The 14,678-nt window shown below is 66.3% G+C and carries 13 protein-coding genes and 1 pseudogene; 9 read left to right on the plus strand and 5 right to left on the minus strand.

The annotated features are described in order from the left end of the window. Positions 1-161: 161 nt before the first annotated feature. The gene (locus MB1_RS25315; RefSeq protein ID WP_084352417.1) at positions 162-2,600 is read right to left on the minus strand and encodes a CHAT domain-containing protein; all 2,439 of its coding nucleotides are present in this window, start codon (positions 2,598-2,600) and stop codon (positions 162-164) included. Between the two features lie 687 nt (positions 2,601-3,287). Next, positions 3,288-4,265 (minus strand): nucleoside hydrolase, encoded by a 978-nt coding sequence (locus MB1_RS21665; protein ID WP_066912726.1) that lies wholly within the window; start codon positions 4,263-4,265, stop codon positions 3,288-3,290. 382 nt (positions 4,266-4,647) lie between these two features. Here MB1_RS21665 and MB1_RS25320 point away from each other — a divergent pair. The 3 genes and pseudogenes from MB1_RS25320 to MB1_RS21680 all read left to right on the plus strand — a co-directional run. Next, positions 4,648-4,797, plus strand: a pseudogene (locus tag MB1_RS25320) (DUF4244 domain-containing protein); the annotation flags it as partial. 55 nt (positions 4,798-4,852) lie between these two features. Next, positions 4,853-5,233, plus strand: coding sequence for a TadE family type IV pilus minor pilin (locus MB1_RS21675; protein ID WP_066912728.1), 381 nt, complete (start codon positions 4,853-4,855; stop codon positions 5,231-5,233). Continuing rightward, entirely contained in the window at positions 5,230-5,622 is a 393-nt protein-coding gene (locus MB1_RS21680) for an Rv3654c family TadE-like protein (protein ID WP_066912615.1), read from the plus strand. The genes MB1_RS21675 and MB1_RS21680 overlap by 4 nt, the downstream gene beginning before the upstream one ends. 46 nt (positions 5,623-5,668) lie before the next feature. Here the strand turns inward: MB1_RS21680 and MB1_RS21685 are convergent, their stop codons facing one another. After that, complete coding sequence (locus tag MB1_RS21685) at positions 5,669-6,319, minus strand: ACT domain-containing protein (RefSeq protein WP_066912617.1); 651 nt, start codon at positions 6,317-6,319, stop codon at positions 5,669-5,671. Between the two features lie 275 nt (positions 6,320-6,594). On the opposite strand from MB1_RS21685, the gene gatC reads away from it, so the two are divergent. Both gatC and gatA read left to right on the plus strand, forming a co-directional pair. Next, positions 6,595-6,894 (plus strand): Asp-tRNA(Asn)/Glu-tRNA(Gln) amidotransferase subunit GatC, encoded by a 300-nt coding sequence (gatC, locus tag MB1_RS21690; RefSeq protein WP_066912619.1) that lies wholly within the window; start codon positions 6,595-6,597, stop codon positions 6,892-6,894. A gap of 23 nt (positions 6,895-6,917) precedes the next feature. Beyond that, on the plus strand, positions 6,918-8,438 hold the full coding sequence (gene gatA, locus MB1_RS21695) for an Asp-tRNA(Asn)/Glu-tRNA(Gln) amidotransferase subunit GatA (RefSeq protein WP_439646969.1): 1,521 nt from the start codon (positions 6,918-6,920) through the stop codon (positions 8,436-8,438). Here the strand turns inward: gatA and MB1_RS21700 are convergent. Continuing rightward, a complete protein-coding gene (locus MB1_RS21700; RefSeq protein ID WP_169801717.1) occupies positions 8,357-9,742 on the minus strand; it encodes an alpha/beta-hydrolase family protein in 1,386 nt (461 codons plus the stop codon). The two genes, gatA and MB1_RS21700, sit on opposite strands and share 82 nt — an antisense overlap. 86 nt (positions 9,743-9,828) lie before the next feature. Next, on the minus strand, positions 9,829-10,455 hold the full coding sequence (locus MB1_RS21705) for a hypothetical protein (RefSeq protein ID WP_157084248.1): 627 nt from the start codon (positions 10,453-10,455) through the stop codon (positions 9,829-9,831). A 107-nt stretch (positions 10,456-10,562) separates the two neighbouring features. On the opposite strand from MB1_RS21705, the gene MB1_RS21710 reads away from it, so the two are divergent. The 4 genes from MB1_RS21710 to MB1_RS21725 all read left to right on the plus strand — a co-directional run bounded on the left by MB1_RS21710 (position 10,563) and on the right by MB1_RS21725 (position 14,620). Further along, positions 10,563-11,765 carry a sensor histidine kinase gene (locus MB1_RS21710; protein ID WP_066912625.1) on the plus strand — a complete coding sequence of 401 codons (1,203 nt, stop codon included), beginning with the start codon at positions 10,563-10,565 and terminating at the stop codon, positions 11,763-11,765. A 93-nt stretch (positions 11,766-11,858) separates the two neighbouring features. After that, complete coding sequence (locus MB1_RS21715) at positions 11,859-12,521, plus strand: response regulator (RefSeq protein ID WP_066912628.1); 663 nt, start codon at positions 11,859-11,861, stop codon at positions 12,519-12,521. Positions 12,522-12,711: 190 nt separating this feature from the next. Further along, positions 12,712-13,743 (plus strand): 6-phosphofructokinase, encoded by a 1,032-nt coding sequence (locus MB1_RS21720; protein ID WP_066912630.1) that lies wholly within the window; start codon positions 12,712-12,714, stop codon positions 13,741-13,743. Between the two features lie 58 nt (positions 13,744-13,801). Then, positions 13,802-14,620 (plus strand): HugZ family pyridoxamine 5'-phosphate oxidase, encoded by an 819-nt coding sequence (locus tag MB1_RS21725; RefSeq protein ID WP_066912632.1) that lies wholly within the window; start codon positions 13,802-13,804, stop codon positions 14,618-14,620. Positions 14,621-14,678 lie beyond the last annotated feature (58 nt).

The following is a 14,678-nucleotide window of genomic DNA, read 5'->3' on the forward strand; positions in this document are numbered from 1 at the left end:
TCCCTGAGCCATGCTGCAACTCCTAGTGCGATGATTTGGCGATCGGTGTTCTTGCCTTAACGGCGGCGTTTGTGCGAGGCAATACTAGGCGGAAGGTCATGTGGAGGCAGTCAGTTTTGTCGCTGCTGAAGCTATTTGGGAGTGAGTCGCTTGGGACCGACTCACGTAATCTCTGGAGGAGTTCGCGCAGTTCCCGTCAGGTTTCCGTAGCAGAATGCAGAGTAGGCCAACCAGCTTGGGTCGGCGCCGTCAGTTCGGTCGCGTGCGGCTATCCTGGCCCTGCGTAAGGCTGATGGTACAGCTTCTCCGTTGATCGCTACTTTGAAAAACTCGTCCGCAAATATCCGGGCGACGGTTTCAGTAACCGGCCATCTTGTTCCGATGAATCCCGCTGCTCCCGATCTAAGGAGTTGCTCTGCCCAGGTGATTTCGCCTGTAATGCTTCGCTCGGTACTCGACGTATTGCAAGCATTCAGAAATACGAGTGAACCGATAGGGAATCTACTACTTACGCACAAGTCAGTGAGGGTGATTGCAGATTCTCTGTTAGGATCGTCGGTTTCCAATTCCAGCCGGCCGGTGAGCGCGTCTATTCGTCCGTCTGTGGCTAAGTACCAGATTCCAGTGTTGCTCTGGGCCCAGGATTCAAGGAACTGTCCTCTGGTTAATGGTACTTCATGCAGAGGCACCGGATGTATATGTGTTTCTATTTTCTGTTTGTCCTTTAGGAAGCGATCAGTTTTGACGGAGAACTCTGCGCCACTGCCTCCCTTAAATGCTCCGTAGACCGCTTCCAGGTAGAAGACTTCAGGAAGGGTACCTGAGTATGGGTAGACCGAAACATCGAACTGCTCCGCTAGATGCCGCGAACGGCCGTCCTTGGTTACTAGAGCGAGTTCCCACGGCATCGTGAGGTCATTGGTCAAGATGGAGAGGCTTGTAATTCCAGAATTTGTCGCACTTTCTAAGTATTCTTGCACTCGTGTGTCGACCAACATTTGCGTTATTGCTTGCGCTAAGCGATCGACCTGCAGTCCTAGATTGTTTTGATTAGTTTCATATGCCGATCTTATCCTTTCGATTTCGCCTTGCACGTATATCTTAGGGTTCGACTGTACCTGCAATCTTAGGAGTTCGTCTTGTCTAAATCCAAGCGACTCGCAAGTAGCAGTGAATACCCACTCAGTTCCCTGGTCTAGTATTGTGAGCGAGGCGGCACCAGGGTCACTGGCAGGTGTCGACGCAATGGTTTCCTTTTTCTCCACCAGTATCTGAGTTTTACTGTTGGGGTCGACGGCACTCATGATCTCGATCTCAGCGCTGTATCCGAAAGGTGCGGATCCGGGTGCGGAAAGGCTCACCCGAACCGTAGCTATGGGTGCATATCTCATGACAGTGAACTTTGCAATGGAACAGGCCATTTCGCCATCTCTGTTAGCAATTGTTGTTACAGTTTCTATAGCCACAGGTGGTTCGGCGTAGTAGGAGATGTCTGTTTCAGGCCCATCTGTTGCGATGTCCATTGCCATTACGATGATTTGAAATGATTTTCCTTCTACAGCGTGGTCATCATGGATAATCGTGAATCGGCCAGTCTCTGATTGTTCAATCTTGGTGAGGCCTCTGAGAGACGCAGTCGGTGCCGTTTGTTGAGGCAACAGGAAGTCAACTGCTGAGATAGAATCTAGCGTCTTTTGTAGAATATCTACCGAGTGCGCCTTTTCGGTGATCTCGACTATATCCATAGCTGAACCGATAGCCTCACGCCTATAGTCGGGGTCGCGAGTAGCTATCGATAAAGCAATGCATGTCTCGTTTAGTTGGCGAAGAAGTGTTTCTCGGTGAGTATTCGATCCTTCCGGGGCCTTAGCTTTGGCGAGCATTCGATGGGCATCCATATACAGCCGGAGTGAATCATGCTCTGTTTCGGCCGTTTCTGCAGCTCTTAGGAGCACCCATACATAGTTGCAGAGAGCGACGTGGCTCTCCAGCAGTTGATCCTGAAGTCGTATATTGTATTGGATGAGCCGTCTGTAAAGTTGAATTATTGGAGGGTGATGGTTCGGGAGATCGGCCCACGGCTTTGCTATTTCGCTTATGAACCACTCAGCGTCCTGGTCCTTAACTGTGTATGCCTCTGCAGAGGAGGTTGTGAATGTATCGTTGGTGCCTGTGTTGTTTGTAATGGCTACGAGTGTAATTAGGGCTACATCGCTAGTGTGTCTACGGAAGTGTAGAATACCGGACAGGTTTGGGTGACGAATTGGATGACCGCCGGTTGATTCAAGATATCGTAATGATAACGTTGCCAATGCCGGTAACTCCGGGTATCGCTTCGCTATGTGGCGGACGAGTCCTCCATTAATCTTCGATAGATTTCCCCTCTTGGAAATGTTCCAGTTCAGTTTTGTTAAGGCCTGACAGGCCTCGGTCAGATCGGCGACATCGAGAGACTGCAGTATTTCCTCATCGTGGACTGAGCTAGCGAGCGCATTGATGCTCATTGTGGCTTCTTCGATTTCTATATTCTTCCGGGCTAACAGCTTTTGGATCTTTTCGATCGAGGCCATTATCGCGGCAATGCTATTCCCTGCTGACATCTCGGTAGTTTCCTATTTAACTAGCTTTTCAATCTATGTACCCGTAGCCCGGACCAGTCGGGTGCCTGGGATCCGGCACTTACGTGACATCAGGCTCCGGTTCTGGGGTGTAGTAGGTCCCTGTCGGTTCGGTTCTGGATTGGATTCGACGTAGTGGTCACTCGCTGCAAGTTGCATTCTGGTCCTGCGGCTCCGACTGTTGGCTACGTTCGGTTGAGTCATCGGGGCGTGGAGGGTGCCGGAGGCTCCCTGCGTTTCGCCGGACTGACGTGATTGTAGCCTTCCGGAGGCTCGATGACATTGCTATGGAACCGCGCCTTTCTGTATCCGACGTAGTGTAGCCGGTGATTCATTTCTTAGGTCTGGCCAATCCCATTGCCTCTGTTTCGAGTATCCGATCGTTGTCATGACTGGAATGATAGGGCTTGCGGGCACTTCCGGTTGTAGAGATGGCGCGGAGGACATGGAGGCGGATTCGGGTCTGGAACTTCCGGCTGACTCGCCTCCTTCCTGACTGTTGGCTCGCATCGAAGGCTGCTTTGCGGCATTAGCACTCTATGTCTAGAGACTGGATCTTGTCGATTATGCCGTTCGTTAGCGACCGAAAGGGTCCGCTAAGCGATCAGATGCTGGTCGTGTCTGAGCATCGGGTTGCGCAGGGGCGCCGTGTCGACAGCACTCCGTAAGTCATTTCTGCAGGTTTACTTCAAAGTCTGTATTGGCTATCAGGCGGTCCAGCAGGTGCGGAGCGAACGGATCGGCGATGTCGAGCACCACGCGGGTATTGCCGCCGGGCACATCGGCGTAGCCGTCCGGCCCCTCGGTCAGTTCGCAGATCGTGCGGCCACGATCGAGACCGTCGGAAACGTCGACCGTGACCGGGACCGTCGGTCCGGAGGTGACCTCGATCGTTCCGCAGGCGAGCGCGGCGGCCAGCGGGTCGTGCAGGGCACAGCGACGCTCACCCAAGACGCCCGCGTAGAAGTCGAGGTAATAGTCGAGCATGTCGGCGACGCTGCGCAGCATCGCGCTCGATGCCGCTCCGAGTTCGGCGCGCTCCGCGTCCCCGAGGGTGTGCTGCATGGTCAGGTCCAGCGGTGCCAGGGTGATATGCCAGGAGGCGGCGAAGACCGCGGCCGCCGCCTCCGGGTCGTTGTGAATATTCGCTTCCGACACGGCAGTCACGTTGCCGGCCCGCAGGACCGCGCCGCCCATGACGATCACGTCGTCGATGCGGCCGGGAAGAGTGGGATCCAGGTCGAGTGCCACCGCGAGGTTGGTCAACGGCCCGATCGCCAGAATGCGCAGCGTGCCCGCGTAGCGGTGGGACAGCGCGATGATCATCTCGGCGGCCGACTCCGGAATCGGGTCCAGCGACGACGGTTCGAGCGTGACGTTGCCGATTCCGTTGCGCCCGTGGACGTGCGGCGCGCCGCCCCGGTACTCCCCGACCTCCGGATCGTACGCCCCGACCGCCACCGGGATCTCGGGATGGCCGGCCAGGTGCAGCAGGTCGAGGGCATTGCGCGCGCCGGTCACCGAGTCGATGTTGCCGCTGACCGTGCCGATGCCCACCAAGTCGATCTCCGGGGAGTTGAGCAGATAGGCCAGCGCCAGCGCGTCGTCGATGCCGGGGTCGGTGTCGAGATACAGCGGAATGGGCACGAAGGTCAACCTAGCGGCCCGGCCGGGGGATCGCAGCGGACCGAGCTTGCGAGCGGCGCCTCGCGCGGGCGGATTGTAGAGACTCGGACCGATCCGCGCACCCACTCCATCCACAGGGCGAATCGGCTATCCACAGGCGCGGATCTTCCCCGTCGAGCGGGACTCGGAGGCCGCAGACTTCGAGGCGTCATCGTTCGCAGCGCCCGGAGCGGGCGCGGGGAGGGGGATCGGAATGAGTGCCGAAGCGTGGGATAGCGCGGGGTCGGTCGACGGGGCCGTGGCGACCGAGGCCGTCGCCGAGACGGCGGGGGAGGAGGGGGATGCAGCGGCGGAGGTTGGGGATACAAACGACTCGCGATCGTGGTGGAGCCGTTGGTATGGGGACGATCACGGCATGTCGACCGCGGAGTACGCGATTGGCACAATCGCGGCGGCAGCGTTCGGGGCGATCCTGTACACGGTGGTCACCGGCGACGGCATCGTCGGCGCGTTGACCGACATCATCGACCGTGCACTGCGCACCTCGGTCTGACCGGCGGCACCCGGGGCGGTGCGCGGTGCGATCCGCGCGGCGGTACGAACGGTCGATGGCGGACGCCTCGTCGGGGCGAACGCGGGCGGGTCGCCGAGCATCGAGCGACGATACGGGAGCGGTCACGGTCGAGGCGGCCTTCGCGGTGGCATCGATCGTCGCGGTGGTCGTCCTGTGTGCGGCGGGGATCGCCACCCTCGTGCTGAACATCCGCTGCATCGACGCCGCCCGGGAGGTGGCGCGGGTATCCGCGCGCTCCGGGGAAACGGATGCCGGCGGCTGGGAAGCGGTGGTCCCCGACGGTGCGACGGTCACGGTGCGGATCGACGGGGACTGGGTGATCGCGCGGGTGGAGGCGCGCGCGCCGCTGCCGATCATCCGGGTGGTCGCCGAGTCGATCGTCCTGCTCGAGGACCCCCTCGGGGTCGAACGATGACGGTCCCGCCCGATGCCCTCCCGCCCGAAGCTCCCGTTATCGGAGACGGTGGGGCGGCCGCGATCCTCGGCGCCTTCGCCGCGGCGGCGGTCGTCGCGGTGACCGCGCTGATCCTCCAGGTCGCGGCCGCGGTCTCGGCTGCTCATCACCTGCAGGCCGCGGCCGATCTGGCGGCGATTTCGGCGGCCACGGCGTTGCACCGCGGCGATGCGGCGGCCTGCGAGGCGGCGGGCAGGGTCGCCGACCGTGCCGACGTCGACCTCCGGTCCTGTACGTCGATCGCGTGGGACGTCGAGGTAGTCGTGGCCGACGCTATCTCATTGGGACCGTTCGGTTCTCGATCGGCGGAGGCGGCGGCACGCGCGGGGCCGTCCGAGCGGGAGGAGTGACTGCGCACCTACCGACGCGCGCCGCCGCGCAGGGAACGGTCGAGGGTCAGAACAGTACGGTCGCGACCACGCCCGCCAGGAAGCCGAGCCGAGCGACCTCGGAGGGCCGGAACTCCGGGCCACCGGGACGACCGACCAGTAGGGCGCGGGTGGGCGAACCCAGCGGCGCCGCGGCAAGTTTGGTGTCGAGATCCCGCCACAGCTCGGGCACCCAGGGGGCCTCGACGTCGAGGGTGCTCGGGCCGTGCAGGGGCAGCCACGGCGCGTCGATCCGTCGAGTGCTCGGTGCGCTGTCGCTACCCGCGACCCGATAGCCGCCGCCGTCATCGAGCGAGATCACCAGGCACCAGGCCACCCGCATCGCCTTCGGCACGCCCTCGGCCAGCACCTGAACGCGGTCATTGGTGGCGCCGGCGACCCGATCGACCAGCTCGAGCTCGCGATGACCGTCGAGCAGGCCGGAGAAGGGACGGATCGAATCCACGTGCACATCGGTGAGGCGCTCGGCCGCGGTGATCAGCGTGTCCGGGAGCTTGCCGGGAGCGATGTCGACGACCAGATCGTCGACCACGATCCCGTCGCTGCGGTGGACCACATCGAAGGAAACGATATCCGCGCCCACGGAGCCCAATGCAACCGCCAAAGATCCCAGACTGCCGGGTCGGTCCGGTAGTTGCACTCGCAGCAGGTAGGACACTTTGCTCCCATCGACACGACCATTCCCCGACATTTCCTCGTCCGAGGGGGACGATTTCCGCGTTCCGGTGAGGAACGGTGGACTCGCCCGGAACATCTTCCCATCCTCCGTGCGCGCCCGCAGAATGTGCGCGCCGCCCCAGCGCGCTACGAATTCGTGTCCATTTGTGACCAACATGTGGCCGGCCGCCGGCCACGAGCCGGCCGGGCGCGCTCGCGGGGGTGCGCACCACTACGCTCGTGGGGTGGTTTCCCCGAGGCGAAGGAGTTCATCGCGTGTCTTCGATCTCGCGTGACGAGGTCGCGCATCTGGCCAATTTGTCCAGATTGGCGCTCACCGACGAGGAACTCGACGCCTTCGCCGGGCAGCTCGACACGATTCTCGGCTACGTGCGGACGGTTTCCGATGTGCCCACCGACGACGTCCCGCCGAGCGCGGGCCCGCACTCGGTGGTCAACGTCACCCGACCGGATGAGGTGATCCCCGGGGTCGACCGCGACGTCGTCCTCGAGGAGGCTCCCGCGTCCGAGCAGGACCGCTTTGCCGTACCGCGCATTCTTGGGGAGGAACAGTGACCGGCTCCACCACGCCGGATCGGGTGCTGCCGCCGGACGAGGGCGACCTCACCGCCTCCGGCGCCGCCGCGTTGGCCGATCGGATCCACCGCCGGGAGGTCTCCGCCGAGGAGGTCACCCGCGCCCACCTGGATCGGATCGAGGCGGTCGACGAGCGGCTGCACGCCTTCCTGCACGTCGCCGGTGATGCCGCGCTCGCCGCCGCACGCCAGGTCGACGCCGAACTCGCCGCCGGCGAGGAGCCGCGCTCGCCCCTGGCCGGTGTGCCGCTGGCGCTCAAGGATGTCTTCACCACCACCGACATGCCGACCACCGCCGGCTCGAAGATCCTCGAGAACTGGATGTCGCCCTACGACTCCACGGTGACCGCACGTCTGCGCGCGGCCGGCATCCCGCTGCTGGGCAAGACCAATATGGACGAGTTCGCGATGGGTTCGTCCACCGAGAACAGCGCCTACGGACCGACCCGCAACCCCTGGGACACCACCCGCGTCCCCGGCGGATCCGGCGGCGGTTCCGCGGCCGCGCTCGCCTCGTATCAGGCACCGCTGGCGATCGGCACCGATACCGGCGGTTCGATCCGGCAGCCCGCCGCGGTCACCGGCACCGTCGGTTGCAAGCCGACCTACGGCACGGTCTCCCGCTACGGGCTGATCGCCTGCGCGTCGTCGCTCGACCAGGGCGGGCCCTGCGCTCGCACCGTTCTCGACACCGCGCTGCTGCACGAGGTGATCGCGGGACACGATCCGCGCGACTCGACCTCGATCAAGGCTCCGGTGCCCTCGGTGGTCGCCGCGGCCCGCGCCGGCGCGGTCGGCGACCTGACCGGTGTGACGATCGGCGTGGTGCGCGAGTTGCGTTCCGATGCCTATCAGCCCGGCGTGATCGCCACCTTCGACGCGGCGGTCAAGACCCTGACCGACCTCGGTGCGACGGTCAAGGAGGTGTCCTGTCCCGTCTTCACCGACGCGCTGTCCGCCTACTACCTGATCCTGCCGTCCGAGGTCTCCTCGAACCTGGCGCGTTTCGACGCGATGCGATACGGGCTGCGGGTCGGTGACGACGGCACCCACAGCGCCGAGGAGGTCATGGCGATGACGCGGGCCGCGGGCTTCGGGCCCGAGGTCAAGCGGCGCATCATGATCGGCACCTACGCATTGTCCGCCGGCTACTACGACGCGTACTACGGGCAGGCGCTGAAGGTGCGCACCCTGGTCGCGCGCGATTTCGACGCCGCCTACGAGTCGGTGGATGTGCTGATCTCGCCGACCACCCCGTCGACCGCTTTCGCCCTCGGCGAGAAGGTCGACGACCCGATGGCGATGTACCTCTACGACCTGTGCACCCTGCCGACCAACCTCGCCGGGCATCCGGCCTTGTCGGTGCCGGCCGGACACGCGCCGGAGGACGGCATGCCCGTCGGACTGCAGATCATGGCGCCGGCGATGGCCGACGATCGGCTCTACCGGGTGGCCGCGGCGTTCGAGGTGGCCAGGGGAGCGGCCGAGACCGTCGGAGCCGTCACCGGGTCCGGGGTGCAGTAGAGCGGACCGTCCACCTGGTCGGTGCCGTACTGGTGGCCGTGACCGGGTCCGGGGGCCAGCGCCGAGAGCAGATCGACGCTGGTCTGCAGGAAGCCGAGGATCGGCAGCCAGCCGGGCTGGGGCGCATCGTCGCGCCGCGTCGTCGACGCGGGCGGCGTGACCAACAACCGCGGTGACCAGACGACCACCGGGTCCGAGCTGTTGGCCAGCACGTTGGCCCGCGCGGCGATCGGGGTTCCCATCGGCGGGCCCACCAGAAACTGCGCGCACAGCGGAGCGGCACCCGCGTCGTTCGACAGCCGGCGCGCCGCCTCCGCGCCGGCCACCGCACCGAGGCTCTGGCCGTAGAGCAGCACCGCGGGCCGCCGATCGACCGGCAGGGCGGCCACCCGCCGCTCGATCCCGGCGAGCAATGCGGTGGTCGTGGTGATCGCATCCCGACGCGAGACCACCGACGCCAACCAGCTCGGCAGCCGCGAGTAGGCGGCCGCGACCACGGCGGTGTCGGCGCCGAAGCGCTCGGTGAAGCCCTCGAGAGCGCGGGTATCGACCCACCCGGAACCGGTCGGCACCGCCACCAGGATCAGCGGTCGCTCCCACGCGCGGGTGCGATCGAGCTCCTCGAGGGCGAGCGCGGCCCGGCGGGATGGATCGGGGGCGGTATCCGGACTGACATATACCCGGATCTGCTCGGCGGGCCCACCGGTGACAAAGGTTCGACCGTGCCCGCGCAGATCGTCGAGGCGTACCGCCGAGTCGACCGAACCGGACCGGGTCGGGCCGGGCACGGCCGTGTTGTCCGCGGAGGCGGGGGAGGTCGGCACGAGCACGGTTCCGGCGACGACCAGCGCCACCATCGCGGCGGCGAGGGTCGCCAGCGATCGGGTCCACGAGCGGGGACGGCGCAGCCACTGCGCCGCGCCCACCACGCCGAGGACCGAGGCGGTGGCGACCACGATCACCGTCTGCCAGTAGTCGAGCCCGATCCTCGGGGCGCCGATCGCCTCCCGCAGACCGTTCTGCCACCGATGCGCCGCGACCAGGGTCGCGATCAGGAGGAAACCCCCGGCTCCCGCCGCGCCCGCACGCATGCCCGGTATCCGATCGAGCAACGACGCCCGCGCCGCCCCGATCCTCCGGGACCCGGGATGCGGTCGCACCCACTGGGCGAGCTGAGCGACGCCGCGCCCGGCGGCGAGTCCCAATAGAACCAGCAGGCCCGTGAACACACCCTGCAGCCAGGCCGGCCGGGGCAACATCGCCGGGGACAGGGACGCCGCGGCCGCCACGAGAACGACAATCATCGTGGAGGTATTCAGGTTCGCGACACGAGTACGAAAGTCGAAGAAACTCTTGTGCGACCACCGATCGCGCAATTCCACGCTGCCGATCATGTCGCAACGACCTTACGGACAAGCGACAGCAGAATGTCGGAAACGGATTCTTCCAATGGCGGCTCGCCGTCCTGTCGCCAGGTATTCACGCGAAGTCCACGAGAAATAGCTTCCACCAGAATTCGGCAACTCCAGTGTGCGCCTGTCGGTGGCGATGATTCCGCACATTGCTCGCCCAAACGGTCGATCAGTCGCATGTCGAGTTCGCGCCGCGCCTTGGACGATGCCGGTTCGACCGCGCGCAACAGGTCGTATCCGAAGTCGTGTGCGGCGCAGGGTGACCGGAAGGCGTCGGGGAGGGGGATCGGCGATGAACAGGCCCCCGCCGGTGCGACCGCCATCGCGTCCTGCCATTCCGGCGTATAGCCGAATCGGCCGACGAAGCTGCCGGAAACGGCGAGTGCGGCGGAGTCCTCGCCGGTAACCAGGGCGTCGAGCGCGACCCGATCCATCGTCCGGTCCCATTCGGGTTCGGCGACCGGTGTTGGGGCGGGATCGGATACGGCTCCGGCCGCCGGCGCCGCACTCATCGGCGCCGTCGAAACGGCCAACGCGAGAATCAGGGTCGACGTCGTGGAACGAATCATGCTGTCATGCTCGAATTGTCGTCCGCCGCGCCGCATCGGCCGGCCGGGCCGGCCGCTCGCCGGCCCGTAGCGCCCGCGGGGGACCCCAATATCCCTCTGCGGTATGACGCGCGGCGGCGGTCGTGCGACCTACCGTCGGACGGGTGACCACCATCTCCACCGGCCGACGCCGGATTCGCGACCGGCTGAGGAACAACTGGATCGACATCGGCGCGATCGCCGTGGCGGGCATCCTGTTCGCCTCGGGGTGGCCGACGCTCTTCGAGATCTACGACACGATGAGCCCGGTCGCCGCGCCCGTGGTCGCCGCGGCGATGTTCCTGCCCGTGGCGCTGGCCCGGTTCAATCCGCTGCTCGGCTGGGTGATCGTGATCGTGACGGCGATCGCGGTGCCGCTGCTGTGGGACAACACCGAGACCTATACCTATCCGTGGCATCCCGGTCAGCTGATCGCGCTGCTGGTGCTGCTCTTCGCGGTCGCGGTGCGCATGTCGCCGGCGGTCACCCTGATCGTCGTCGGTGTCACCAGCGGCGCGGCGCTGGTCTTCATGCCCGGCATGGACGGGCGCGGCTGGATGACCGGCTTCTTCTTCCTCGGATTTGCCGGCTATCTGGTGCAACGACTGGTCAGCTCCCGCCGCCAGCTCGCGGATCAGACCGCCCGCACCCGGGTCGAACGGGAACTGCGCGCCGGGCTCGAGGAGAAGGCCCGGATCGCCCGCGATCTGCACGACGTCGTCGCCCACCACATGTCGCTGGTGGTGGTGGCCGCCCAGACCGCGCCCTATCGGCACGCCGAGATCTCCGATCCGGTACGTGCCGAATTCGACACGATCGCCGAGACGGCGCGGACCGCCCTCGACGAGGTGCGCGGCATCCTGGGCGTGCTGCGGACCGACGAGGTGGCCGCGCCGCTGGCACCGCAGCCCGGCCTGGCGGAGCTCGACGACCTCGTCGAGGCGGCGCGCCGGGCGGGTGTCGAGGTGTCGGTCGCGGTCGAGGGCATCGTTCGACCGGTCGACGCATCGACCGGTCTGGCGGCCTACCGCTGCGTTCAGGAGGCGTTGGCGAATGCCGGGCGCCACGCACCGGGTCAGCCGGTGGCGGTGTCGATCGGCTACGGCCTGACCGAGCTGACCATCCGGGTGACCAACCCGATGGCGACGAGCCCCGTCGACACCGGTACGACCGGTGGTCACGGGGTGCGGGGAATGTCCGACCGCATCGGCGCGCTCGGCGGAGTGGTCTCCGCCGGCCCGGTCGAGCGGGACGGACGGTGGGTCTTCGGGGTCCTCGCGCATCTGCCGATCGCCCCGGTCGTCGGCGCGGCGGCGGCCGGGTTGTGACGGTCCTGCGGGCGAGACGTCGGCAATGTCACAGGGTCGTGAACGTCACCTCGACGACGGCGCGCCCGACCGCGCCTGCGGCAGGATAGGGCGGTGGCCATCACCGTGGTCGTCGTCGACGACCAGACCCTGGTGCGGGAGGGATTCGGCGCCCTGCTCGGTGCCCAACCCGACATCAGCGTGCTCGGCTCCGCCGGCGACGGCGTCGAGGCGGTCTCGGAGGTGATCCGGCTGCGCCCCGACGTCGTCCTGATGGACGTGCGTATGCCGCGGATGAACGGTCTGGACGCGGCCCGCCGGATCGTGGCCGCCAAGCTCGACCCCGGACCGCGGATCCTGATGCTGACCACCTTCGACATCGACGAATACGTCTACGAGGCGCTGGCGATCGGCGCGGCCGGGTTCATGCTCAAGGACGCTCCGGCCGAGGAACTGGTACGCGCGGTGCGGGTCGTCGCGGCGGGGGAGGCCCTGCTCGCGCCGTCCGTGACCCGGCGGCTGATCGCCGAGGTGGTCGGCCGGCGCAGCGCACCGACCACCCGCACCGCCGCCCTCGACAGTCTGACCCCGCGCGAACACGAGGTGCTGGTCTGCATGGCCCGCGGGCTGTCGAACAGCGAGATCGCCGGGGACCTGTTCGTCGCCGAGCAGACCGTCAAGACGCACGTCGGTCGGGTGCTGGCGAAGCTCGGGCTGCGCGACCGCGCCCAGGCGGTGGTCCTCGCCTACGAGAACGGTGTCGTGCGACCCGGCTGATCCGTTCGGTTACCGGCCGGTCGAATCGCCCTTTCCGGGCGTTCATCATCACGTCTCCGCGAGCCCGGCGCGCTCGGTCCTCGACGGGACGGACGCCTTCGGGGCATCTAGATTGATCGGTGCACCCCTAGTCGAGCGCCCGCACCGATGGGCGCCCGTCTCCACCGATGCTCCGACGGAGGTTCACTCGATGACGCGTATTGGCATCCTCACCAGCGGTGGCGATTGCCCCGGGCTCAACGCGGTCATCCGAGGAGCGGTCCTGAAGGGGGAGACGCTCTACGACCAGGAGTTCGTCGGCTTCCTCGAGGGCTGGCGCGGCCTGGTCAAGGGCGAGGTGATCCCGCTCGACCGCAGCGTCGTGCGCGGCCTGTCCCATCAGGGCGGCACGATCCTCGGCACCAGCCGGTTCGGTCCCTACCAGGACGAGGAGGGCAGCGCCGAGTCGATCAAGGCGACGATGAAGCGGCTCGGCGTCGACGGGGTGATCGCGATCGGCGGCGAGGGCACCGCCTCGGCGTCCAAGCGGCTGCACAACGACGGCATCAACATCGTCGGGGTGCCCAAGACGATCGACAACGACCTCAACGGCACCGACTACACCTTCGGTTTCGATACCGCGGTCGAGATCGCGACCGAATCGATCGACCGCCTGCGCACCACCGGCAACTCGCACCGCCGCTGCATGGTGCTCGAGGTGATGGGCCGGCACGCCGGCTGGATCGCGCTGCACTCCGGGACCGCCGGCGGCGCCCACGCGATCCTGATCCCCGAGCAGCCCGAGACGCTCGAGCAGATCTGCGAGTGGGTCAGCAGCGTGCGCGACCGCGGTCGTTCGCCGATGGTCGTCGTCGCGGAGGGCTTCAAGCTCGCCGGCATGGACCACGCGTACTCGGACAAGGGCCTCGACGGTTTCGACCGCCCCCGGCTGGGCGGCATCGGCGAGGTCCTCGCCCCGATGATCGAACGGCAGACCGGCATCGAAACCCGCGCGACGGTGCTGGGTCATATCCAGCGCGGTGGCGTGCCGACCGCCTTCGACCGGGTGCTGGCCACCCGCCTCGGCATGGCGGTCACCGACCTGGTCGCCGACGGGGAATGGGGCAAGATGGTGGCCCTGCACGGCACCGACATCGTGCGCGTCGGTTTCGACGAGGCCCTGGCCGACCACAAGGTCGTGCCCGCCGATCGGTACCAGGAGATGCGGGTCATCTTCGGCTGACCGAGCCCACCACCGGCGACGGCCTCCACCGGGGGCCGCGCGCCGGTAGGTTGTGCTCATGGGCACCCTCGAGCACGGCGACCCGTCCGCCGGACCCGCCTCGGTACCTCCGACCGCCGACGTCGCCACCGCTCCCGAGGCATCGGCCGCGGAGATCGCGCGCACGATCATGGCCGGATCGACGACGGCGACCCTGGCGTCGTTGACCCGCGACGGCGATCCCTGGGCGTCGCTGGTCGCCTACGGGTTGCTCGGCGGGGCGCCGGTGCTCTGCGTCTCCCATCTGGCCGAACACGGTCGCAACCTCGCGGCCGATCCGCGCGCCTCGCTGTGCGTGGCCGTGCCGGATCGCACCGAGGACCCACTGGCCACCGGCCGGGTGACCGTCGCCGGGCACGTCGAGATCCCGACGGGCGAGGAGTTCGAGGCGGCTCGGGCCGCGCATATCGCCGCGGTCCCGGCCGCCGGCACCTATATCGACTACAAGGACTTCACCCTCTGGGTGCTGCGGGTCCGGCGGGTCCGCTGGGTCGGCGGCTACGGTCGGATGTCCTCGGCGACCGCCGCCGACTACGCCGCGGCCGCGCCCGATCCCATCGTTCCCCTGGCCGGTCCCGGTATCGAGCACCTCAACGCCGACCACGCCGATTCGCTGCTCGAGATGGCGCGTGCGCTCGCCGGTTTCCCCGATGCGCGGTCCGCGGTGTGCACCGGCGCCGATCGGTACGGACTCGATCTGGTGGTCTCCGACGACCGGGGTACCGGCTACACCCGTGTCGGTTATGCGAAGCCTCTCGATTCGATCGACGGGCTGCGCGCGGCGACCGTCGAACTCGCACGTCGTGCCCGCTCCACGGCCGCGGCCAAACAGTCGTAGTATCCGCTTGAGATGACCCACCGGGCAGCCCGCCGGTGATGGCGGTCACTCGCGGTCC

This window comes from Millisia brevis NBRC 105863 (assembly GCF_001552615.1).
Taxonomy (GTDB): Bacteria; Actinomycetota; Actinomycetes; order Mycobacteriales; family Mycobacteriaceae; genus Millisia; species Millisia brevis.